The following is a 23,231-nucleotide window of genomic DNA, read 5'->3' as shown; positions in this document are numbered from 1 at the left end:
GCTTTTCGTCCAGATCCTCCGGAAGTTAACGCATGGCGATCACATCCTTCCACCGCCGGCTCCTCCCGTTCGTCGTCCTCGGGCTGCTCGCCCTGGCATGGTGGGGCTGGCAGCGGCTGGCCGATGACGGGCCGGGTGAAGGGTTCATCAGCGGCAACGGGCGGATCGAGGCGACCGAGATCGACGTGGCGACGCGGCTGCCGGGGCGGGTCGAGGACATCCTCGTGCGCGAGGGCGATTTCGTCAGCGCCGGGCAGGTTTTGGCGAAGATGCAGATCGACACGCTCGCGGCGCAGCGCGCGGAGGCCGAGGCCGGCCGCCAGCAGGCGGTTCAGGCCGTCGCCGCCGCGCAGGCGCAGGTCGCGCTGCGTGAGGCCGACGTGGTGGCGATGCGCGCCCAGATCGCGCAGCGCGAAGCGGAGCTGGAGGCGCAGCGGCGGCGGCTGACGCGCACCGAAACCCTGTCGAAGGAAGGCGCGCTTTCGCTGCAGCAGCTCGACGACGATCGCGCGAACTGGCGCAGCGCCCAGGCGGCTCTGGCCGCGACGCGCGCGCAGGTGGCGGCGGCGCAGGCGGCGGTGGACGCGGCGAAGGCGCAGGTCGAGGGAGCGCAATCCTCGGTGATTGCGGCCGAGGCCACCATCGCGCGGATCGATGCCGATCTGCGCGACAGCGACCTCAAGGCCCCGCGCGACGGCCGCGTGCAGGTGCGCGTGGCGCAGGCGGGCGAGGTGATCGGCGCGGGTGGTCGCGTGCTGAACCTGCTCGATCTGTCCGATGTCTACATGACATTCTTCGTGCCAGAGACCGTCGCCGGCCGCATCGCCATCGGCAGCGAGGCGAGGCTGGTGCTGGACGTCGCGCCCGATATCGTCATTCCGGCGCGCGTCTCCTTCGTCGCCAGCCAGGCGCAGTTCACGCCCAGGACCGTGGAAACCGCGAGCGAGCGGCAGAAGCTGATGTTCCGGGTGCGCGCGCAGATCGCGCCGGAACTGCTGCGCCGGCACCTGGACCAGGTGAAGACCGGCGTTCCCGGCGTGGCCTGGCTGAAGCTCGATCCGCAGGCGGCGTGGCCCGAATCCCTGGCCGTGCCCGAGTCGCTGCGCACCCGGACCGAGTGATGTCGAGTCCGCCGCCGGTGGTGCGCGTGGCCGGCGTGCACCTGCGCTACGGCAAAGTGGCGGCGCTGGCCGGGGTCGATCTGGCGTTTCCGGCGGGGTGCATGGTCGGCCTGATCGGTCCCGATGGCGTGGGCAAGTCCAGCCTGCTCTCGCTGATCGCCGGCGCGCGCGCCCTGCAGGCGGGCGACATCGAAACCCTCGGTGGCAGCATGCGCAGCCGCAGCCATCGCAATCGCGTCTGCCCGCGCATCGCCTACATGCCGCAGGGGCTGGGGCGCAATCTTTATCCAACCCTGAGCGTGGAGGAAAACCTGCAGTTTTTTGCGCGCCTGTTCGGACACGACGCCGGAGAACGCCGCCGCCGCATCGACGAGCTGACCCGCGCCACCGGCCTTTATCCCTTCCTCGCGCGTCCGGTCGGCAAGCTTTCCGGTGGCATGAAGCAGAAGCTCGGGCTGTGCTGCGCGCTGATCCACGATCCGGACCTCCTGATCCTCGACGAACCAACCACCGGCGTCGATCCGCTGGCGCGCGCGCAGTTCTGGGATCTGATCGGCCGCATCCGCAGCGAGCGCCGGGGCATGAGCGTGATCGTCGCCACAGCCTACATGGACGAGGCGCAGGATTTCGACTGGCTGGTGGCGATGGACGTGGGCACCGTGCTGGCCACGGGCACGCCGCAGGAATTGCTCGAACGCACCGGAACCGACTCGCTGGAGGCGGCCTTCGTTCGCCTCCTGCCGGAAGAAAAGACCCGCGACCACGCGCCGGTGGCGATTCCGCCGCTGGACGCGAGCGAACACGGGATCGCGATCGAAGCCAGGGACCTCACCATGCGTTTCGGCGATTTCGTCGCGGTGGATCGCGTCAGCTTCCGCATCCGTCGCGGCGAGATCTTCGGCTTCGTGGGTTCCAACGGCTGCGGCAAGACCACCACGATGAAGATGCTGACCGGCCTCTTGCCGGCGAGCGAGGGCAAGGCCTGGCTGTTCGGTCGCGAAGTGGATCCGGAGGACATGGATACGCGAAGGCGCGTGGGCTACATGTCGCAATCCTTTTCGCTCTATGGCGAGCTCACCGTGCGGCAGAACCTGGAGCTGCACGCGCGCCTGTTCCAGGTTCCCACGGCGGACATCGCCGCGCGCGTGGCCGGGATGCAGCGTCGCTTCGGGCTGGAGGATATGGGCGACAGTCTGCCCGGCAGCCTGCCGCTGGGCATGCGCCAGCGCCTCTCGCTGGCGGTGGCGATGGTGCACGCGCCGGAGCTGCTGATCCTGGATGAACCCACCTCGGGCGTGGACCCGGTGGCGCGCGATGGATTCTGGCGGCTGCTGGTGGAGCTGTCGCGGCGCGACAGGGTGACGATCTTCATCTCCACCCATTTCATGAACGAAGCCGCGCGCTGCGACCGCATGTCGATGATGCACGCCGGCCGCGTGCTCGACAGCGATGCGCCGGCGGCGCTGGTGCAAAAGCGCGGCGCAAAGGATCTGGAAGACGCCTTCATCGGCTATCTGCTGGAAGCCGACGGTGAAGCTGCCAAGCGTGCCGCCCCGGGAGAATCCTCCGACGCCAACACGGGTTGGGGTGAGGCAAGGAACCCCAACACCACCGCCACGCCAGCGTCGGGATTCGCAAGCCCCCAACCTGTGGATGCCGCGCTCTCGCATCCCCCGCCGCGCCACGTCCGCTTCAGCTTCCGCCGCCTGTTCGCCTACCTCTGGCGCGAGGCGCTCGAGCTGCGCCGCGACCCGGTGCGCGCCACGCTGGCGCTGGCCGGCTCGGCCATCCTGATGCTCGTGATGGGCTATGGCATCAGCATGGACGTGGACGACCTGCGCTATGCCGTGCTCGACCATGATCGCACCCAGTTGAGTGAGAGTTACGCCTTCAGCCTGTCGGGTTCGCGCTACTTCATCGAGCGCCCGCCGATCACCGATCATGCCGATCTGGACCGACGCATGCGCAGCGGCGAACTGAGCCTGGCGCTGGAGATCCCGTCGGGCTTCATGCGCGACGTGCTGCGCGGGAATTCCGTGCAGATCGGCGCATGGATCGACGGTGCGATGCCGCCGCGCGCCGAAACCGTGGCCGGCTATGTGCAGGGCATCCACCTGCACTGGCTGGCCGAGCAGATGGCGCAGCGCGGCGTCGCGCCCGCTGGAGTTGCCGGCATCGAAACCCGCTTCCGCTACAACCCGGACGTGAAGAGCCTGCCGGCGATGGTGCCCGCGGTCATGCCGCTGCTGCTGCTGATGCTGCCGGCCATGCTCACCGCGCTGGCGGTGGTGCGAGAAAAGGAAACCGGCTCGATCATCAACCTCTACGTCACCCCGGTCACGCGCAGCGAGTTCCTGCTCGGCAAGCAGATTCCCTATGTGGTGCTGGCCATGCTGAACTTCGCGCTGATGACCCTCATGTCGGTGACCTTGTTCGACGTGCCGATCACCGGCAGCTTCGCCGTACTGGCACTGGCCGCGCTGCTCTACAGCCTCTGCGCCACCGGTATGGGTCTGCTGGCATCGAGCGTGACGAAAAGCCAGATCGCGGCGATGTTCTGCGCGATGATCGGCACGATGATCCCGGCGGCGCAATTCTCCGGATTGATCGACCCGGTGTCGTCGCTGCAGGGCGGTGCGCGCTGGCTGGGCGGGATCTATCCGGCCACGCACATGATCGACATCAGCCGCGGCGTGTTCAACAAGGCGCTGGGATTTTCCGACCTGCACGCGTCGCTGCGGGCGATGGCGCTGGCCGTGCCGGTGATCGTGGGTGCGGGGATTCTCCTGGTGCGCAAGCAGGAGCGCTGAGCGATGCAGCCGGCCTCCCGAATCCGCATGTTCACGGCCAACACCTGGCGGCTAGGCATCAAGGAGCTGTGGAGCCTGTGGCGCGATCCGGCGATGCTCGCGCTGATCGTCTACGTGTTCACCGCGGGCGTGTATACCGCCGCCACCGCCATGCCCGAGACGCTCAGCAACGCGCCCATCGCCATCGTCGACGAGGACCGCTCGCCGCTTTCCGGGCGCATCGCCTCGGCCCTGTATCCGCCGCATTTCACCCCGCCGTGGATGATCGACTGGGCGCAGATGGATCCCGGCATGGACGCGGGTCACTACACCTTCGTGCTGGTGATTCCGCACGGTTTCCAGCGCGACGTGCTGGCCGGCCGCGCACCGGACCTCCAGCTAAACGTCGATGCCACCCGCATGAGGCAGGCCTTCGTCGGCAGCGGCTACGTACAGCAGATCGTGATGGGCGAGATCGACGAATTCGCGCGGCACGAGCGCGCCGCCGCCGTGCTGCCGGTGGAGCTGGCGCTGCGCGCGCGCTTCAACCCGGCGCTGGAACCGTCGTGGTTCGGCAGTCTCGTGGAGGTGATCAACCATATCGCGATGCTCTCGATCATCCTCGCCGGCGCGGCGCTGGTCCGCGAGCGCGAGCGCGGCACCGTGGAGCACCTGCTGGTGATGCCGGTGACGCCGGCACAGATCATGCTCGCCAAAGCCTGGTCGACGAGTCTGGTGGTGCTGCTGGCCGCGTGGATATCCCTGACCTTCATCGTGCAGGGCGTGCTGCGCGTGCCGGTGGCCGGCTCGCTGCCGCTGTTTTTCGCCGGTGCGACGCTGTGCCTGTTCGCCACCAGCGCGATGGGCATCTTCCTGGCTACCGTGGCGCGCAACATGCCCCAGTTCGCGATGCTGATGATGCTGACCATCGTGCCGCTGGAGATGCTTTCCGGCGGCGGCACCCCGCGCGAATCCATGCCCGGTATCGTGCAGACCCTGATGCTGGCTGCGCCTACCACGCATTTCGTCGAACTCGGACAGGCGATCCTGTTCCGCGGTGCCGGGCTGGACGTGGTGTGGCGGCCGTTTGCCTGGCTCGCCGTCATCGGTACGGTACTGTTCGCGCTGTCGCTGCGCCGCTTCCGCCGTACCATTGGCCGGATGGCGTGAAAGCCCGCCAAACCATGCGCCACGCATGACACACACCGCTGAAAGGACACCCGCATGATCGCCCCGGCCCCCGATGATCTTGCCGTGCTGCGCAACCGGACCTTCGACGAGCTTCGCATCGGCGATACCGCCAGCGTCGAGCGCGCGCTGGCGCGCGAGGACATCCAGCTGTTCGCCGCGATGTCGGGCGATGCGAGCCCGCGGTATCTGGATTCCGTCGATGACGGCACGGGCGGCCAGGACGTGATCGCGCACGGCATGTGGGGCGGGGCGCTGATTTCCTCGCTGCTCGGCACCCGTCTGCCGGGGCCGGGCACGATCTACCTCGGCCAGAGCCTGCGCTTCCTGGCACCGGTACGCAGCGGCGACCGGCTGCGCGTCAGTGCCACCGTCAGCGCGCTCGATCCGGCCACGCGCGGCGTCACCCTGGCCTGCGCCTGCGTCAACCAGGACGGCGTCGCGGTGATCGAGGGCGAAGCGCGGGTGATCGCGCCGAGCGAGCGCATCGAGCGCCCGCGTGCCAGCCTGCCGGGCATCCGCAACCACGGTACCGGCCGCGACGGGCTGCAGCGCCTGCTGGCGCACGTGCGCGCGCTCGAGCCGGTGCGCGTGGCGGTGGTGCATCCCTGCGATGCGTTGAGTCTGGCCGGGGCACTGGATGCGCGCGACGAGGGCCTGATCGTGCCGGTGCTGGTGGCACCGCGCGCCCGTCTCGAAGCGGTCGCCGCGGAGACCGGGCTGAGCCTTGCGGGCATCGAGATCGAGGATGTTCCGCACAGCCACGCCGCCGCCGCGCGCGCGGCCGAACTGGCGCGCTGCAGCCGGGTGGAGGCGCTGATGAAGGGCAGCCTCCACACCGACGAACTGATGGCCGCGATCGTGGCGCGCGAGGCCGGTCTGCGCACCAAGCGCCGGGTCAGCCACTGCTTCGTGCTGCAGACCCCGCACTACCCGCGCCCCTTCATCGTGACCGATGCGGCGGTGAACCTCGCGCCCGACCTGCTGCAGAAGGCCGACATCGTCAGCAACGCGATCGACCTGGCGCACGCCATCGGCGTGCCCGAACCGAAAGTGGCGATCCTGGCGGCGGTGGAAACGGTGATGCCTTCGATGCAGGCGACCCTGGATGCCGCCGCGCTGTGCAAGATGGCCGAGCGCGGCCAGATCACCGGCGGCCTGCTCGATGGCCCCCTGGCCTTCGACAATGCCGTTTCCCCGGCCGCCGCGCACGCCAAGGGCATCGTCTCGAAAGTGGCCGGGCAGGCCGACATTCTGGTGGTGCCGGATCTGGAAAGCGGCAATATGCTCGCCAAGCAGCTCATGTACCTGGGCGAGGCCGCCAGCGCCGGCATCGTGATGGGCGCGAAGGTGCCCGTGGTGCTCACCAGCCGCGCCGACGCGCGCGCCTCGCGCATGGCCTCCTGCGCCATCGCCCTGCTGCTCGCGCACCGCTACCGCCAGACGCCGCCGTGAGCCCCGCGATGGAGGGCCTGATTCTTGTCCTCAACTGCGGTTCGTCGAGCATCAAGTTCGCGCTGTTCGACGCCGCCGCCGAACCGCTGCCGCGCGCGCCGCTGTGGAACGGCAAGGTGCAGGGCATCGGTGGGCCGAGTCCGGATTTCGGTGAAACCGGCGTCGCGCCGCACGCGGTCGCGCTGGATGCCGGGCATCCGCATGCCGCTGCGCTGGCGCTGATCCTGGCGCGGGTCGAAGCGCGCCTCGCCGGGAGGCCGCTCGCGGGCGTCGCGCATCGCGTGGTGCACGGCGGCGGAAGGTACCACGCGCCGACGCGCGTGGACGCCGCGCTGATCGCGGACCTGCGCGCCTTGATTCCGCTGGCACCGCTGCACCAGCCGTTTCCGCTCAAGGCCATGAGCCTGCTGATCGAACGCGACCCGCAGGTACCGCAGGTGGCCTGCTTCGATACCGGTTTCCACCACGACCTGCCCGAGGTGGAAAAGATGCTGCCGCTGCCGCGCGAACTGGGCCGGGATCGCGGCCTGCGCCGCTACGGCTTCCATGGGCTGTCCTACGACTACATGAGCCACGCGCTGCCCGAGCGCCACGGTGCCCTGGCGCGCGGGCGGACGATCGTCGCGCACCTGGGCAGCGGTGCCAGCCTGTGCGCCATGCGCGAACTGAAAAGCGTGGCCACCACCATGGGCTTTTCCGCGCTGGATGGCCTGATGATGGGCACCCGCACCGGCTCCATCGACCCCGGCGCGATCCTCTATCTGATGGAAATCGAAAGGCTCTCGCTGGAAGAGGTCGGCCGGCTGCTGTACCACCGCTCCGGCCTGCTGGGCGTATCCGGCATTTCCGCCGAACCGCGCGTCGTGGTGCGCCACGAGGACGATCCGGGCGAGCGCGGCGAACGCGCGCGCCAGGCGCTGGCGCTCTACGTGCGCCGCATCGTGCGCGAGATCGGCGCGCTCGTCGCCGTGCTCGGCGGGCTGGACCTGCTGGTGTTCACCGCCGGCGTGGGCGAACACAACGCCTTCATCCGCGAGCGCGTCTGCCGCGACCTCGCCTTCCTCGGCATCACGCTCGACGACGACGCCAACGCCGCCAACGCCGCGGTGATTTCATCGCGCGACAGCCGCGTGATCGTCGGTGTGGAACCGACCAACGAAGAGTGGATCGCGGCCAGCCACGCGCAGCGGCTGCTTCGGAACGCCTGACCCGATCTCCGCGCGGGCTGCTTTCTGTCGGAGCGGGCTTGCCCGCGATCCAGCGGTTGGGGATTCCTCCACACGCATCCCGCGCCACCCGCCGCAGACCGGCAGGCTTTTCCAGACTCAGCGCCGGGCCTCCAGTTCCCGGCCAAGGCGCGGCGGTGCCGGGGTGAACTCCCGATTGTCCATATCCGGCAGCTTCATCCGCCCGGCGGCCCAGTCGGCGCGGGCCTGTTCGATGCGCTCCTTCGACGAGGACACGAAGTTCCAGTCGATGTAGCGCGGTCCGAGCGGCTCGCCGCCCAGCGCCATGACCACGGCATCGCTGTGCGCAGCGAGGGTGACGGCCTTGCCGGGTGCCAGCACCGCCATGCTGCCCGGCGCGATGCGCTGGCCGTCGACGTCCACTTCGCCACTGGCGACATAGGCGGCGCGTTCGGAATATTCGGGTGGCAGCGAGACCTTTGAACCCGCCTGCAGACGCCAGTGCACATAGAACTGCGGCGAGTCGACCCGGACCGGAGACTCGATCCCGGCCAGCCGTCCGGCGATCAGGCGGCCGCGCGCGCCGACCTCGTGAAATTCCGGCAGCGCATCGCTGCGGTAGTGCCAGAACCCCGGATCGCGCTCCTCGCGCTCCTCCGGCAGCGCGACCCAGGCCTGCACGCCGTCGAGTGGACCGCCCTGCGCGCGCAGGCGCTCGAAGCGCTCCGAATGGGTGATGCCGCGCCCCGCGGTCATCCAGTTCACTTCGCCGGGGCGGATCGGCTGCTCGAAGCCCAGGCTGTCGCGATGCGTCATCTCGCCATCGAACAGGTACGTGATCGTCGACAGCCCGATATGCGGATGCGGCCGGATATCGGCCTCGCGCGGCAGCCCGGCCGCGATGTCCTTGGGACCCATGCGGTCGAAGAAGATGTACGGCCCGACCATGCGCCGCTGCGCAAACGGCAGCACCCGCCCGACCATGAACGCCCCCAGATCGCGCTGGCGCTGGGTGATGACAAGCTCGATCACGGCAAACCTCCGGAGAATGCATGCACGAACGGCACAACTATGGCACCGATTGCGCGCGGCGGAGCAGCGGCCCCGCGGCACGCCCCGCAGCCGGCTTGCCTCGCCCGGCACCCGGCCTGAGGCATCGCAACGCCGTTACACTGTCGCCTGTCGCAAGCGGGTGATTTCAATGGTGCAATCGGTTGTGGGCAACGCCGTCGTTTCCGGCGCATCCGGGATGGAAAAAGTCGAGACAACATCGGCTTATGACGAGTGGTGCCTGAGCGTTGCGCCGATGATGGACTGGACGGACCGGGTGTGCCGCGCCTTCCACCGCACGCTGGCACCCGGGGCGCGGCTCTACACCGAGATGGTGCACGCGCAGGCGGTGATCCACGGCGACCGCGAGCGGCTGCTCGGGTTTGATCCGATGGAGCATCCCGTTGCCCTGCAGCTGGGCGGCAGCGAGCCGGCTGCGCTGGCGCAGGCGGCGCGGATCGGGGCGGATTGGGGCTATGACGAGATCAACCTCAACGTCGGCTGCCCGTCGGATCGGGTGCAGGCCGGGCGATTTGGTGCCTGCCTGATGCGCGAGCCGGTGCTGGTGGCCGAGTGCGTGGCGGCGATGCGCGCGGTGGTTTCGATTCCCGTCACGGTGAAGTGCCGGCTGGGCGTGGATGAGCAGGAGGAATACGGGACCCTTCTGGAATTCATCGACACCGTCGCGGCCGGCGGCTGCGACACCTTCGTGGTGCATGCGCGCAAGGCCTGGCTCAAGGGACTGAGTCCGAAGGAGAACCGCGAGGTGCCGCCGCTGCGCTACGGGCACGTGTACCGGCTCAAGCAGGAGCGGCCGGCGCTGCGCATCCTGATCAACGGCGGCATCACCACGGTGGATGCGGCGCGGGCGCATCTGGCGCAGGTCGACGGGGTGATGCTGGGGCGGGCGGCCTACCACGATCCCCATGTGCTGCATCGGCTCGACGCGGCGCTGGCCGGGACGGCGGAACAGCCGCGCGAGGCGCTGCTGCGTGCCTTCCTGCCCTGGGTGGAGGCGCAGTTGGCGCGGGGGCTGGCGCTGCGCCACGTCACCCGCCACATCCTCGGGCTGTTCCACGGCCAGCCGGGCGGGCGCGCGTTTCGCCAGATCCTGAGCGAAGGTGCGTCGCGCCCGGGCACCGGCATCGAGCTGATCGAGCGCGCCCTGCGCGCCACGCAGGACCTTTCCCGCGCCGCATGACCATGACGGACCTTCCCGAAATCACCGCGCCCTCCTGCGCCCGCGCCGCCTTCCTGGTGGCACCCGAGGGCTTTTCCCTGGCCGCGCAGTCGGCCAGCGACAACGCCTACATGGACCTCTCGCTCGCGGTGGATCCCGAGCGCGCGCTGGCCCAGCACCGCGAGCTGCACCGTACGCTGGCGCGCTACCTCCCCGTGATCGCGTTTGCAGGCGATCCGGCCACGCCCGACGCGGTGTTTCCCAACAACGTCTTCGGCACCGTGCGCGGCCGCCTCATCCTCGGGCACATGTGCCACCCGGTGCGTCAGGCCGAGGCCGAGCGCCGCGACATCCGCGGTTTCTTCACCGGCGTGCTGGGCTATGAGGAGGTCGACCTGCGCCGCCAGCCGGGCGTGTGCGAGCTGACCGGCTCGATGGTGATCGATCGCGGCCGCAGCATCGGCTACTGCGGGTTGTCGGAGCGCTGCGATGCCGTGGGTGCCGCCGCGATGCAGGCGGCGTTCGGCCTGGACGCGATGGTGGGTTACGCGCTGGCATCGGGCGAATACCACGGCAACGTGGTGATGAGCGTGCTGGCCTCGCGCGCCGTGGTGCTGTGCCCGGAAGGCTTCGCCGATCCGGGCGCGGGTCGGGCGATCGCGGCGGCCTACGGCGAAGGGGCCATCCTGATCTCGCCCGAGGAAAAGGACGCCTTCGTCGCCAATTGCATCGCGCTGACCGGGCGGCACGTCTTCATGAGCCGGCGTGCGGCGGACGCGCTGCGTCCGGCCACGCGCCGGGCGTTGGACCGCTGCGGCTTCGAGGTGGTGGCGGTGGCGCTGGACGAGATCGAGAAGGCCGGCGGCTCGCTGCGCTGCTGCGTGGGCGAGATTTTTTGAGGCGTTCAGCCCTGCGTCGGCATCGTGCGCCCGTGGGGCGGCTTTTGTGATGAAATTGTTAAGAAAGTTCAGATGGGATTCACCGCCCTCGCACCAGACTGCCCGCACCGCAGGAAACAGGTGCCGTTGCCTTTCCTGTTCCGCTTGGAGACTCGCGTTTTCATGTCGACCCACGCTTTCCTCATTACCGTTGCGATTGCCTGCGTGAGCTGGGGACCTGAGGTCTGCGCCAGCAGCGAAGACAGCGGCCTGCCGGCCTCGGTCAATCGCGTCGAGCGCGAAACCGGCGGCCGCGTGCTGTCGGCCGAGCGGCGCAACCGCGGCGGCCACGAGGTCAACCGGATCAAGGTCTACACCCCCGAAGGCCGCGTGCGGGTGATGTGGGATGACCCGCGCCGCGAATCCGCCCGGCCAGCCCAGGGGCCGCAGCATTCGGCACCGCGCGAGCTGCCGCCACGCGAGTCCCGCGGCCAGCGCCCGCGCGACGACCATCGCTGAACTGCGGCCGACGCCGGACCGCGCTGCCCGCATCCTTGGTGTTCTTCCCGGCAGGCGGCGGTTACACTCGCGCCGGTGAGGCCGCCTCTGCGGCATGTGCAAAGCCCTGAAAGGAGATCCCATGCGCATTCTTCTGGTCGAGGACGAGGCGCCGCTGCGCGAGACGCTCGCCGCACGGCTCAAGCGCGAAGGCTACGCCGTGGATGCGGCCAGCGATGGCGAGGAAGGCATCTACCTCGGGCGCGAAGTGCCCTTCGATGTCGGCATCATCGATCTGGGCCTGCCCAGGATGTCCGGCATGGATCTGGTGCGGCTGCTGCGCAGCGAGGGCAAGAAGTTCCCGATCCTGATCCTGACCGCGCGTTCGAGCTGGCAGGACAAGGTCGAGGGTCTCAAGTCCGGCGCGGACGACTATCTGGTCAAGCCCTTCCACGTCGAGGAGTTGCTGGCGCGCCTGAACGCGCTGCTGCGCCGCGCCGCCGGCTGGAGCAAGCCGACCCTGGACTGCGGCCCGATCACGCTCGATCTGGCGGCCCAGACCGTCACTGTCGACGGGGCGAGCGTGGATCTGACCAGCTACGAGTACAAGGTGCTCGAGTACCTGATGCTGCATGCCGGCGAACTGGTCTCCAAGGCCGACCTCACCGAGCACATCTACCAGCAGGACTTCGACCGCGACTCCAACGTGCTGGAGGTGTTCATCGGCCGGCTGCGCAAGAAGCTCGATCCGGAAGGCACGCTCAAGCCGATCGAGACGGTGCGTGGGCGCGGCTATCGCTTCGCGATTCCGCGCAACGAGTAAGCAGCGGCGGCCATGGCCGGCCGGACGCTCTCCCTCCAGGCGCGCCAGCTGCTGGCCGCCAGCCTCGGACTGGTCGCCTTCCTCGGCTTGACCGGCTATGCGCTGGATCAGGCCTTCGTGGAGGTGGCCGGCAACACCATGCGCCAGCGCCTGCAGAACTACGCCTGGGCCTACATGCGCGGCACCGAGCTTTTGCGCAACGGCGACATCATTCCGCCCGAGAATCCGCCCGATGCGCGCCTGGCCAGCGTCGGCAGTGGCCTGTATGCCGCGATCCTGGCCGACGATTTCCGCTGGGAATCCGAATCGGCGCTGGGGCGCGAGCTGCCGTTCGACGAGGCGCTCAAGCCCGGTGAGGATCGCTACGAGGGTCCGATCGTGACCTCGGCCGGCACCATGTATCGCCAAAGCATGGGCATGGCCTGGGAGGTCAGCGACATCAAGGCCGTGAACGTCACCGTCCATGTCGCCGAGACCACCGCCTCGATGGATCGGCAGGTTTCGGCCTTCCGGCGCGCGCTGTGGGCCTACCTCGGCGCGGCCGGCGCGCTGATGCTTGCCCTGCAGACGCTGGTGCTGCGCTGGAGCCTGGCACCGCTGCGGCGCGTGGTGGGCGAGATGGAGAAGGTGACCGCCGGCGAGGCCGAGCGCCTCAGCGGCACCTACCCGCAGGAGGTGAGCCTGCTCACCGACAGCCTCAATGCCCTGATCGACGTGGGGCGCGAGCAGATCGCCCGCAACCGCAACATCCTGGGAGACCTGGCGCACAGCCTCAAGACGCCGCTGGCGGTGGTGCGCAACGAGCTGGATTCCGGGCGATCCCAGGACGACATCCGGGGCGTGGTGGAAGAGCAGATCGCGCGCATGAACCAGATCGTGGCCTACCAGCTCTCCCGTGCCGCCGCCACCGGCCACCAGACCTTCGCCGCGCCGCTGCAGATCCGGCCCTGCGCCGAAGAAATCGTCCAGAGCCTGGAAAAGGTCTACGCCGCAAAAAACATCCTGTGTGAATTCGAGGTCGATGAAAACGCCAGCTTCTACGGCGAGCGTGGCGATCTGATGGAGCTGCTCGGGAACCTGCTGGAAAACGCCTTCAAGTGGGCCAGGCACCGGGTGCTGCTGACGGTGCGGACCCTGACGATCGCGCCGCAGCGCCGCGCCGCGATACTGATCACGGTGGAAGACGATGGCCCCGGCATCGCGCCCGAGGACGTCGAGCATCTGCTGCAGCGCGGGGTGCGCGGCGACGAGCGCGTGCACGGCCACGGCATCGGCCTTGCGATCGTGCAGGATCTGGTCAGAGCCTATCGCGGCGAGCTGACGGTCGAGCGTTCCAACGAGCTCGGCGGGGCCTGCTTCGTGGTGCGCTTCGCGCCGGTGGTGTGAGGCGCGGGGCCGTACTCAGCTCGGGTGGTAGAACCGCGCCAGGTGCGCGGCAACCTCCGGCATCGCGTGGGCGAGCAGGTCGGGATCGGTGAAGTGGTATTCGGAGGCGACCGCGAAGAACTCGTCCGGTGCCTCGCAGGCATAGGGGTCGATCAGGGTTTCGCGCCCGGCGTCCACCTCGCGCCGCAGCGCGTCGAACGCGCGCTGGAAGTCGGCGATCCAGCGGCGACGCCAGGCGGCATCGTCGAGCGGGGGCGTGCCATCGAGACTGCCGTCCAGCAGGTCGAGCTTGTGGGCGATCTCGTGCACCACGACGTGATACCCGGATTCGGGCGCATCGACGGCCTGGATCGCGTCTTCCAGCGACAGGATCACCGGCCCCTGCTCCCAGCACTCGCCGGCCAGCTCGTCGTCCCATTCGTGCAGCACGCCGCTGTCTTCATCCACATGCTGGCGGCGAACGCCGAATCCGCCCGGATACACGATGACCTGGTGCCAGCCGCGCAGCCAGCCGTAGCCCAGATCGAGGACAGGCTCGCAGCACAGCATCGCGATCAGTACGCGATCGGACTCGGACAGCGCGCAGTCGGCCGCGGGCGTGATCGCCTTGTCGGCCAGAAAGCGCGCTGTCAGATCGCGCCACCGCAGCATGCGCGCGGAAGAAGGCACCTCGGCTCCGTCGAACCGCGTCAGCAGTGCCTGCCAGAGCGCGGGATCGATCGGAGCCGGAGGCGGGCTGCCCAGCCAGCGGGTCAGCCATTTCATCGCAAAGCCCTGGAGAGAGCCGGAATGAACGGCCGGATGCGGCGGAGTGATGGGGAGTTCCGCATCCGGCCGATTCGCGCCGGCAGGAACTTGGACTGCGCGCAGTGGGCGTGGTTCGCCGCACTGGCCGCGCGGGTTGTGTGCCGTTCAGCGCGGCCGAAAGCCCACTGGGACCAATCCCTGCCGCGCAGTCTCCCGGGCAAGACGCGGCTTACTTCATCATGCCGGGCAGGAACGAGTGCCAGCGCAGCCCCGGACGCGGCAGCGACGCGTTGTTGCTGCGCGGTGCAGGTGCCGCATCCGGCAGCGGCGCTGCGGCGGGCGCGGCGGCATCGGCTGGGGCACCGGGAGCCGCGGACGGCGCGTCAGCGGCCGCGGACGGGCAGGGGCCGCCGGAGTCGCCGCTGGAACTGCGGATGGTGTCGATCGCGGCATGCGCGTCGAAGGCCAGGCTCAGGATGAAGCTGATCAGCAGCAGGCGGAAGATCATGGCGATGGCCCGATGGGTTTGCGTCGGTTCGACAGCATCCGGAGGTGCCTGGTGACACCGTCCGGGCGAATGTCCGAGTCTAGCGCGTTTTCGTTTGGCGTTCCTGTGATCGCTTTCCGCGATTACCATGGCGCGTTTCGAGCGGACGCACGCGTGGATCAGACCTTTCCCCTGCTGGATGCGCAGCGCATCGGCGCGGCACTGCCCGCAGGCTGGCGCGAGCGGCTGCACGTGCGTGGCGAGGTGGGCTCGACCCAGGCCGAGCTTCTTGCTGCGGCGGCGCGCTGGCCGGACCGCAGCGTCGTGGTGAGTGATCGACAGCAGGGCGGGCGCGGGCGGCGCGGGCGCGGATGGCATTCGCCGCCGGGCCAGTCGCTGGCCTTGTCTCTTTTCGTACGCAGTCGGACGGGAGCACGCTGGCCCTCCAGCCTGACCCTCGCGCTGGGCGTGGCGGCGGCCGAAGCGCTGCATCGCGCCGGTGCCTGCGGCATAGGCCTCAAGTGGCCCAACGACCTGGTGCACGATGGTGCAAAGCTCGGCGGCATCCTGGTGGAAAGCTGCGCCGAGGGCGTGGTCGCCGGGATCGGCATCAACCTGAGCCTGAACCAGAGCGCACGGGCCGCCATCGGGCAGCCCTGCACCGACCTTGCGGCTGCGGGCTGTCGGATTGAGCGCGAAACCCTGGCGGCGGCTTTGATCCTGGCCTGGAATGCCGCGTTCGACGAGGTCCTCGCCGGGCGCGTCGAGGCGCTGCTCGCCGCCTGGGCGGGGCTGGATGCGCTGGCCGGCCGCCGGGTCCGCGTGGAGTCCGGTGGTACGCCGCTGGAAGGCATCGCGCGAGGCATCGACGCACACGGCCGCCTGCTTCTGGATGTCGCCGGCGAATGTCGCGCCTTCACCAGCGCGGATGTCTCGGTGCGGCCGGCATGAGGCTGCTCGCGGATCTGGGAAACACCCGGCTCAAGTGCGCCCTGGCCGATGGGCGGAAGCTGGTCGCCACCTGGGCCGGGTCGCACGCGCAGGCCGGATTTCTCGACGATCTGCAGGGCTGGCTTGCGGGCGAGGCGGCGATGATCGGGGAAACCTGGCTGGCCTCGGTTGCGCGCGAGGAGGTGACCGCGGCGGTAGCGGCGCGTTTGGAATCCATCGGCCCGTCGCCACGGCGGGCTCGCGTGTCGGCGCAGGCGCTGGGAGTGACGGTCGGCTACGAGCGCGTCGACGAGCTGGGCGTGGATCGCTGGCTGGCCCTGCTGGCGGCCCGCGCGCGCGGTTTGGGCCCGTGCATCGTTGCCAGCGTGGGCTCCGCGCTCACCATCGACGCGCTGCTGGCCGACGGGCGGCACCTCGGCGGCCTGATCGCGCCGACCCCGGACGCCATGCGCGAGGCGCTGTACGCCCGCGCGCCCGCGCTGCCGCGCGCGCGTGGCGAAATCGCCGCGTTCGCCACCGGCACCGCCAGCGGAATCGAAAGCGGCTGCCTGCTGGCGTCGATCGCGCTGATCGAGCGCAGCGCCGCACGGCTCGCCGATCATGCCGGGGCGCGCGTGGCGCGGGTCCTGTCCGGCGGCGGCGCGCAGCCGCTGCGCCCGTGGCTGGACGAACACCGGTTCCTGCCCGATCTCGTGCTCGAAGGACTCGCCCTGTGGGCGCAGGCTACCCTGCTGCCGGGCGATTAGAATGCGTCTGACTTTCCGGAACCGGTGCCGATGCTGACGCGTTCGCTGATCGCCATCCTGCTCGTGATGAATCTCGTCGTTGCGGCGTGGCTCTGGCTGCGGCCGGTGCCGCTGCAGGTTCAGGCCGAGCCGCAGGCACCTGCGTCGAACGCGCCGACGCTGGTGCTGTTGAGCGAGGAGGAGGACCCCGCGCCTGCCGGTGACCTCAGGCTGGCCGAACCCGACGGCCCACCCGAGCCTACGCCGGGCCTGGATCGCCTGGTGTGCCTGGAGATCGGCCCCTTTCTGACCCAGGCCGACCTGCGGCGGGCGATGAACGCCTTCACCCCGTCGGCCGAGCGCCTGCAGTTTCGCGAAACCCGCGCGCTGGCCAGCCGTGGCTACTGGGTCTACCTGCCCGCGCAAGGCTCACGCGACGCGGCGCTGGCGACCGCGCGCGAGCTCTCGGCCAAAGGCTTGCGCGACTATTACGTCGTGGCCGCCGGCGAGCGCGAGAACACCATTTCGCTGGGTCTGTTCCGCGAGATGAACAACGCCCGCCAGCGCCACGAGCAGGTGCGCGCACTGGGCTTCGATGCGCAGCTGCAGACGCGTTCCGACGAGATTCCGAACTATTGGATCGACCTCATGGTCGACAAGGAATTCGACTGGCAGTCGCGCGTCGCCGGCTACCCGGGCGTCACTGCCGCCACCGTGGCCTGTCGATGAAGGCGTCTCGCAGATGTGCCACGATTCCGGCGAGGTTGGGGTAGAATCGCCGCCCCGCTGCCGCCTGACTCCAGCTGCGCCGCAGCCATCCCGCGTACCCATGCCGCTTTAGCTCAGTTGGTAGAGCAACTGATTTGTAATCAGTAGGTCCACAGTTCGAGTCTGTGAAGCGGCACCAGCACAGCAGCGATGACGCCGCCGTCGGCGACGACTGCGGCGTCATTGTTCCGGTCATCGGCATCGGTGCGGATGACCGCAGCGTTCAGCGCTTGCCGAACAGTCCGCCCAGGGTCTGGGCGGACTTGAGCACGCCGCCGATGTCCATCTTGCCGTCGCCATCGCTGTCGAGCACGGCACCCAGCATGCTGTCGAGCGCCGAGGGCGGAGCCTGCGCGATGCGCTGGCTTTCACCGCCCAGGAGGCCGCTGAGCGCGCCGGCGTTGAGCTGGCCGCCCTGGGTCATTTTGCCCAGCGCAGCCATCACCATCGGGGCGAGCATGGCCAGCAGTCTGGTCGAGCCGGCGCTGTCGAGTCCCTGCACCTTGGGAACCTGTGCCGCGCCGCTGCCCTGGCCACCGCCGAAGACGTGCCCGAGGATCGCCATGCCGCCGGCGAGGCCGCTGTTCCGTGCCGGCTGCGCCTGACCGCCGCCGAGCGAGCCGAGCAGCCCGCCCAGCAGGCCGTCGATGTCGATGCCGGTGTGGTCGCGCTGCACCGCGCCAAGCAGTGCGTTTGCGCCATCCGGCTGCGACGCGTTCTTCGCCATCTGGCCGAGCAGCATCGGCAGGGCGGCCTGGATGGCACCCGCGGTCTGCTGCGGATCGAGGCCAAGCTGTCTGGACATCGACTGCACGCTGCGTGCATCGAGCGAGGAAAGAAGGGTGTCTGCGAGATCTGCCATGTCCGTATCCTCAAGGAACGCGGCCCCGTGGCGTGCCGCAGGGTGACGTTAACACCGTGCGCCGGGAAGGCGTCGTTTCCGGTCATTTTTGCCGCTAGGCTTTCATCCCCCTTGTGTCCGTCCAGCGCCGTGTCCGACCTCGACCAGATCCATCGCGACTACCGCCGTTCCCTGCCGCACAAGCGCGATGCGCTGCGGCGTGCCTGGGAGGCGCTTTGTGCGGAAAATGTGTCACTCGAGCAGGTTGCGCAGATGCAGCTGTTGCTGCACCGCCTGGCAGGTTCGGCCGGCACCTATGGCCACGAGCGCATCGCGGCGCTGGCGCGGTCGCTGGAGCAGGACTGGGTGGCGTGGAAGGCGGTGGCCGAAGGAGCGCGACCACCGCCATACCAGGTGTGTGCGCGGCAGGCGGGAACGATGGCCGAATTGCTGGCGGCGATTCTGGAATCATCGGACACCAGCGCGTGAGCGCGTGAGCGCGTGAGGCGCGCAGGGCGCGTGCGGGCGGGCAGAGCCACGCTGCGCGGGTAGCAGCACGAAAGAGCGCGCCCTGAGGCGCGCTCCCGTTCGAAGCATGGACGTGATCGATGGATCAGTCCGTGCTGTCCACGCGCAGGCCGCGCCGATGCAGCAGATGCGCCGGATCGGGCTTCTGTCCGCGCCAGGCGGTGTACATCTCCATCGGATCCTGGCTGTTGCCGCGCGAGAGGATTTCCTTGCGGAAGCGCGTGCCGACCTCGCTGTTGAGCCCGCCCTGCTGCTGCACGTGGGCGAAGGCGTCGGCGGCCAGCACTTCGGCCCACATGTAGGCGTAATAGCCCGACGAATAGCCGCCGGCAAACACGTGCGCGAAGAACGGGCTGCGGTAGCGCGGCGGCACCGGTGCGTAGCTGATGCCGTGCTTTTCCAGCGCGGCCTGCTCGAATGCGATCACGTCATCGACCTGCGCGTCGGCCGGCAGGGTGTGCCATTCCAGGTCCACCAGCGCGGCAGCCACGTACTCCAGCGTGTCGAAGCCCTGGTTGAAGCTGCTGGCCTTGAGCATCTTGTCCAGAAGATCCTGCGGGATCGCCTCGCCGGTCTCGTGGTGGCGCGCGTAGCGCGCAAGCACCTCGGGATCCTTGTTCCAGTCTTCCTCGAACTGCGAGGGGAACTCGACGTAGTCGCGCGAGACTGCGGTGCCGGCGAGCGAGGGATAGCGCACCTGCGAGAACAGCCCGTGTACGCCGTGGCCGACTTCATGGAACATCGTGGTCACCTCGTCGAAGCTCATCAGCGCAGGCTGGCCTTCGACCGGCTTGGGGATGTTCATCACGTTGATGATGACCGGCTTCTGGTCGAGCAGCTGGCTCTGGCCGCGGAAGGCGGACATCCAGGCACCGCCGCGCTTGCTCGGGCGCGCGAAGTAGTCGGCGTAGAACAGGCCGATCCGGGTGTCATCGGCGTCGATCACGTCGAACACGCGTACGTCGGGGTGATAAACCGGAAGGTCGGTGCGCTCGCGGAAGCTCACGCCGTAAAACCGGTTCAGGGCGTAGAACAGGCCGTCCTCAAGCACCCGGTTCAGCTCGAAATAGGGTTTTACCGCCTCGGGGTCGAAGTCGTAGTTCTTTGCGCGGACCTTTTCCGCGTAGTACTCCCAATCCCACGGAGCCAGTTCGAAATCCTGCCCGTCGGCGCGGATCGCAGCCTGGATCTGCGCCGCTTCGCCCTTGGCGTTGGCGAGGGCGGCCGGGGCCAATTCATCGAGCATGCCCATCGCCGCTTCCGGCGTGCCGGCCATCTGCGTGGTGAGGGTATAGGCCGCGTGATTCGGGTAGCCCAGCAGCTGCGCACGCTCGGCGCGCAGCTTGGCCAGGCGCAGCACGGCGGCGCGGGTGTCGCCGTCGCCGTCCGTCAGGCCGCGGTTGGCTGATGCCTCCCAGACGCGCTGGCGCAGGGCGCGATCCTTGAGCGAGGTCAGCACCGGCTGGCGCGTGGTGTTGGTGAGGCGCAGCAGCCACTTGCCTTCGTGCCCCGCGGCCTTGGCCGCTTCCGCAGCGGCGGCGATGGCACCCGCGCCCAAGCCGTCGAGCTGAGCCACGTCATCGACCACGATGACGCTGGCCTCGGTCTGCTTGAGCAGGGCCTGCTGAAAGCCCGTCATGAGGCTGGCCTGCTCCTCGTTGAGCTTCCTGACGATGGCTTTGTCGGCATCGGACAGCTCCGCGCCGGCCTGCACGAAGCGCTTGTAGGTCACCTCGATCAGGCGCAGGGTTTCCGGGTCGTATCCGGCCGTCGCGCGGCCGTCATGCAGGCTCTTTATCCGCGCGAACAGGGCGGAATCGAGCAGGATGGCGTCCTGGTGCGCGGCCATCTTCGGGGCCACTTCCGACTGGATCTTGCGCAGGGCATCGTTGCTGTCGGTGCCCACGATGTTGAAAAACACCTGGGTCACGCGCGTCAGCAGATCGCCCGAACGCTCCATCGCCTCCAGCGTGTTGGCGACGCTCGCCGGTTCGGGATTGTCGGCGATGGCGCGGATCTCGATCAGCTGGCGCTTCATGCCTTCCTCGATCGCGGGAAGGTAGTGCTCTTCCCGGATCAGGCGGAAATCAGGTGTCTGCAGCGGCAGCGCGCTGGCGCTGAAGAACGGGTTCGCCTGCGCGGCTTCGCTGGCCGTGCTGCCGGCAGCGGCGGATGTCGATTCGGCGGGCGCGGAGGGCGTTCCGTCCGGCGAGCAGGCGGACAGCCCGAGGGCGAGGCAGATGGCGCTGGCCAGGGTGAGGCGTGTCAGGGTCATGGTTACTCTCTTTGACGGTCATGGAAATGGCTTCCGGCGACGGGCGGCGATGCCTGCGGCTGCAGCGGGAAGAAAGGGGCCTGCCGCCGCAGGGCGCGCATGCGCACGGAGGCAATCGCCAAGCATGGGGGCTGGCGCGCGGCTTTTCCATGTGCCGGAGGGCAGGGGCGGGGCCGGCCGCGCGTTGACATCGCGCGGAGTGAGCGGATAATTCACGGTTTGTGCGCCAATCTGGTGCCAGACTGCGGAAGGAGCCCGGCGGGCAATCGCCGGAACAGTGTGCGACATGGTGACATCAGCATCCCGCTGACCCGTGCTGCCGCCGGACCGGCCGGTTCCGGCCTGCCGCCCGATTTTTCCCGCATCCCCCGTCCGATGCTTTCCAACCCGTGGAAAGCGGAGCATCGCCATGATTGCCATCACCCTTCCCGACGGCAGCCGCCGTGAATTCGATCATCCCGTGTCCGTCATGGACGTGGCCAAGGCCATTGGTCCGGGCCTGGCCAAGGCCACCGTGGCCGGCCGGGTCGACGATCGCCTCGTCGATGCGGTCGACCTGATCGACCGGGACGCGCGCCTTTCCATCATCACGCCCAAGGATCCCGAGGGCGTCGAGATCATCCGCCACTCCTGCGCGCACCTGGTCGGGCACGCGGTCAAGCAGCTGTATCCCACCGCCAAGATGGTGATCGGTCCGGTGATCGAGGACGGCTTCTACTACGACATCTGGTACGAACGCGCCTTTACCCCTGAGGACATGGCAGCGATCGAGAAGCGCATGGGCGAGCTGATCGCGAAGGACTACGACGTGGTCAAGCGCGTGACCCCGCGCGCCGAGGTGATCGAGGTGTTCAAGGCGCGCGGCGAGGACTACAAGCTGCGCCTGATCGAGGACATGGGCCCGGAAGTCACCGCCATGGGCCTCTACCATCACGAGGAATACGTGGACATGTGCCGCGGCCCGCACGTGCCCAACACGCGCTTCCTCAAGGCATTCCGCCTGATGCGGGTGTCCGGTGCCTACTGGCGCGGCGATTCGAAGAACGAGCAGCTGCAGCGCATCTACGGCACCGCCTGGGCCGATGAAAAGCAGCTCAAGGCCTACATCCAGCGCATCGAGGAAGCCGAGAAGCGCGACCATCGCCGCATCGGCAGGCAGCAGGACCTTTTCCACCTGCAGGAAGAGGCACCGGGCCTGGTGTTCTGGCACCCCAAGGGCTGGGCGATCTGGCAGGTGGTGGAGCAGTACATGCGCCGCGTTTACGGCAATACCGGCTATGGCGAGGTGCGCTGCCCGCAGATCCTCGACGTGGAACTGTGGAAGCAGTCCGGGCACTGGGACAACTACCAGAACAACATGTTCTTCACCGAATCGGAGAAGCGCACCTACGCAGTCAAGCCGATGAACTGTCCCGGTCACGTGCAGATCTTCAACCAGGGCCTGCACAGCTACCGCGACCTGCCGATCCGCTACGGCGAGTTCGGCTCCTGCCACCGCAACGAGCCGTCCGGCGCGCTGCACGGCATCCTGCGCGTGCGCGGCTTCACCCAGGACGACGGCCACATCTTCTGCACCGAGGAGCAGGTCGAGGCGGAGGTGCGGGACTTCCACGACCAGGCGCTCAAGGTCTACGCCGACTTCGGCTTCGAGGACATCCAGATCAAGATCGCGCTGCGCCCCGAGCCGCGTCTGGGCGACGACGCCACCTGGGACAAGGCCGAACACGCCTTGCGCTCGGCGCTGCGTGCCTCGGGCGTGGAGTGGCAGGAGCTTCCCGGTGAGGGGGCGTTCTATGGTCCCAAGATCGAGTACCACCTCAAGGATGCCATCGGGCGCACCTGGCAGCTGGGCACGATGCAGGTCGATTTCATGATGCCGGGTCGACTGGGTGCCGAATACATCGATGAACACAGTCAGCGCCGCCACCCGGTGATGCTGCACCGGGCCATCGTGGGCTCCATGGAGCGGTTCATCGGAATCCTGATCGAGCACCACGCCGGTCAGCTGCCCTCCTGGCTCGCCCCGGTGCAGGCGGTCGTGCTCAACATCACCGATGCCCAGGCCGATGCCGTCGCCGCTGCTGGAAAAGCCCTTGCAAATCAAGGATTCCGCGTGACGACGGACTTGAGGAATGAGAAGATCGGCTATAAGATCCGCGAACACACGCTGCAGCGCATCCCCTACCTTCTGGTCATCGGCGACCGCGAGAAGGAAAATGGAGCCGTGGCGGTGCGCACGCGATCAGGGGAAGATCTGGGGTCGATGTCATTGCAGGACTTTGCATCCCGGCTGCGCGCCGAACAGGGACCGCTGGCCTGAGACAGGCGGCGGCTCGCGATTCATTCATCAGAGG

General features: G+C 68.6%; 20 protein-coding genes and 1 tRNA gene. 16 read left to right on the top strand and 5 right to left on the bottom strand.

What is annotated here, in order from left to right; genetic code table 11:
• Positions 1–32 precede the first annotated feature (32 nt).
• From WB794_RS00500 to WB794_RS00480, 5 genes are read left to right on the top strand one after another with little or no spacing between them, the layout of a single operon-like run.
• Positions 33–1,121 (top strand): HlyD family secretion protein, encoded by a 1,089-nt coding sequence (locus WB794_RS00500; RefSeq protein WP_337333877.1) that lies wholly within the window; start codon positions 33–35, stop codon positions 1,119–1,121.
• A complete protein-coding gene (gene rbbA, locus WB794_RS00495) occupies positions 1,121–3,931 on the top strand; it encodes a ribosome-associated ATPase/putative transporter RbbA (protein ID WP_337333876.1) in 2,811 nt (936 codons plus the stop codon). The genes WB794_RS00500 and rbbA overlap by 1 nt, the downstream gene beginning before the upstream one ends.
• 27 nt (positions 3,932–3,958) lie before the next feature.
• Entirely contained in the window at positions 3,959–5,080 is a 1,122-nt protein-coding gene (locus WB794_RS00490; protein ID WP_337333875.1) for an ABC transporter permease, read from the top strand.
• Between the two features lie 54 nt (positions 5,081–5,134).
• Positions 5,135–6,553, top strand: a complete 1,419-nt coding sequence (locus tag WB794_RS00485; RefSeq protein WP_337333874.1) for a bifunctional enoyl-CoA hydratase/phosphate acetyltransferase — start codon at positions 5,135–5,137, stop codon at positions 6,551–6,553.
• Between the two features lie 8 nt (positions 6,554–6,561).
• A complete protein-coding gene (locus WB794_RS00480; protein ID WP_337334018.1) occupies positions 6,562–7,761 on the top strand; it encodes an acetate/propionate family kinase in 1,200 nt (399 codons plus the stop codon).
• Positions 7,762–7,878: 117 nt separating this feature from the next.
• Here the strand turns inward: WB794_RS00480 and WB794_RS00475 are convergent, their stop codons facing one another.
• Positions 7,879–8,772 (bottom strand): pirin family protein, encoded by an 894-nt coding sequence (locus WB794_RS00475; RefSeq protein ID WP_337333873.1) that lies wholly within the window; start codon positions 8,770–8,772, stop codon positions 7,879–7,881.
• A 217-nt stretch (positions 8,773–8,989) separates the two neighbouring features.
• Here WB794_RS00475 and dusA point away from each other — a divergent pair, with 217 nt between their 5' ends.
• The 5 genes from dusA (at position 8,990) to WB794_RS00450 (ending at position 13,555) form a co-directional block, all read left to right on the top strand.
• A complete protein-coding gene (gene dusA / locus WB794_RS00470) occupies positions 8,990–9,991 on the top strand; it encodes a tRNA dihydrouridine(20/20a) synthase DusA (protein WP_337333872.1) in 1,002 nt (333 codons plus the stop codon).
• A gap of 2 nt (positions 9,992–9,993) precedes the next feature.
• Positions 9,994–10,869: an arginine deiminase-related protein gene (locus WB794_RS00465; RefSeq protein ID WP_337333871.1), complete on the top strand. Its 876-nt coding sequence runs from the start codon at positions 9,994–9,996 to the stop codon at positions 10,867–10,869.
• Between the two features lie 204 nt (positions 10,870–11,073).
• Positions 11,074–11,367, top strand: coding sequence for a hypothetical protein (locus tag WB794_RS00460; protein WP_337333870.1), 294 nt, complete (start codon positions 11,074–11,076; stop codon positions 11,365–11,367).
• A gap of 121 nt (positions 11,368–11,488) precedes the next feature.
• Entirely contained in the window at positions 11,489–12,169 is a 681-nt protein-coding gene (locus WB794_RS00455; RefSeq protein WP_337333869.1) for a response regulator transcription factor, read from the top strand.
• A gap of 12 nt (positions 12,170–12,181) precedes the next feature.
• Positions 12,182–13,555, top strand: coding sequence for an ATP-binding protein (locus tag WB794_RS00450; protein ID WP_337333868.1), 1,374 nt, complete (start codon positions 12,182–12,184; stop codon positions 13,553–13,555).
• A 15-nt stretch (positions 13,556–13,570) separates the two neighbouring features.
• Here the strand turns inward: WB794_RS00450 and WB794_RS00445 are convergent, their stop codons facing one another.
• Both WB794_RS00445 and WB794_RS00440 read right to left on the bottom strand, forming a co-directional pair.
• Complete coding sequence (locus WB794_RS00445; protein ID WP_337333867.1) at positions 13,571–14,320, bottom strand: M90 family metallopeptidase; 750 nt, start codon at positions 14,318–14,320, stop codon at positions 13,571–13,573.
• A 211-nt stretch (positions 14,321–14,531) separates the two neighbouring features.
• A complete protein-coding gene (locus WB794_RS00440) occupies positions 14,532–14,810 on the bottom strand; it encodes a hypothetical protein (protein WP_337333866.1) in 279 nt (92 codons plus the stop codon).
• Positions 14,811–14,963: 153 nt separating this feature from the next.
• Here WB794_RS00440 and WB794_RS00435 point away from each other — a divergent pair, with 153 nt between their 5' ends.
• The 4 genes from WB794_RS00435 (at position 14,964) to WB794_RS00420 (ending at position 17,372) form a co-directional block, all read left to right on the top strand.
• Positions 14,964–15,740: a biotin--[acetyl-CoA-carboxylase] ligase gene (locus tag WB794_RS00435; protein WP_337333865.1), complete on the top strand. Its 777-nt coding sequence runs from the start codon at positions 14,964–14,966 to the stop codon at positions 15,738–15,740.
• Entirely contained in the window at positions 15,737–16,486 is a 750-nt protein-coding gene (locus WB794_RS00430) for a type III pantothenate kinase (protein ID WP_337333864.1), read from the top strand. The genes WB794_RS00435 and WB794_RS00430 overlap by 4 nt, the downstream gene beginning before the upstream one ends.
• 30 nt (positions 16,487–16,516) lie before the next feature.
• Complete coding sequence (locus WB794_RS00425; protein WP_337333863.1) at positions 16,517–17,194, top strand: SPOR domain-containing protein; 678 nt, start codon at positions 16,517–16,519, stop codon at positions 17,192–17,194.
• A gap of 102 nt (positions 17,195–17,296) precedes the next feature.
• Positions 17,297–17,372: transfer RNA gene (locus tag WB794_RS00420), tRNA-Thr, on the top strand.
• 84 nt (positions 17,373–17,456) lie between these two features.
• On the opposite strand, the gene WB794_RS00415 is transcribed toward WB794_RS00420, so the two are convergent.
• Entirely contained in the window at positions 17,457–18,095 is a 639-nt protein-coding gene (locus tag WB794_RS00415) for a DUF937 domain-containing protein (RefSeq protein WP_337333862.1), read from the bottom strand.
• A 129-nt stretch (positions 18,096–18,224) separates the two neighbouring features.
• On the opposite strand from WB794_RS00415, the gene WB794_RS00410 reads away from it, so the two are divergent.
• Positions 18,225–18,563 (top strand): Hpt domain-containing protein, encoded by a 339-nt coding sequence (locus WB794_RS00410; RefSeq protein ID WP_337333861.1) that lies wholly within the window; start codon positions 18,225–18,227, stop codon positions 18,561–18,563.
• A 124-nt stretch (positions 18,564–18,687) separates the two neighbouring features.
• On the opposite strand, the gene WB794_RS00405 is transcribed toward WB794_RS00410, so the two are convergent.
• Positions 18,688–20,877, bottom strand: a complete 2,190-nt coding sequence (locus WB794_RS00405; protein ID WP_337333860.1) for a M3 family metallopeptidase — start codon at positions 20,875–20,877, stop codon at positions 18,688–18,690.
• 409 nt (positions 20,878–21,286) lie between these two features.
• Here WB794_RS00405 and thrS point away from each other — a divergent pair, with 409 nt between their 5' ends.
• On the top strand, positions 21,287–23,197 hold the full coding sequence (gene thrS / locus WB794_RS00400) for a threonine--tRNA ligase (protein ID WP_337333859.1): 1,911 nt from the start codon (positions 21,287–21,289) through the stop codon (positions 23,195–23,197).
• Positions 23,198–23,231 lie beyond the last annotated feature (34 nt).

The organism is Denitratimonas tolerans (assembly GCF_037203605.1).
GTDB classification, from domain to species: domain Bacteria; phylum Pseudomonadota; class Gammaproteobacteria; order Xanthomonadales; family Xanthomonadaceae; genus Denitratimonas; species Denitratimonas tolerans.
The sequence above is the reverse complement of the archived record's forward strand: the minus strand, read 5'-3'. Positions and strand labels throughout refer to the sequence as shown.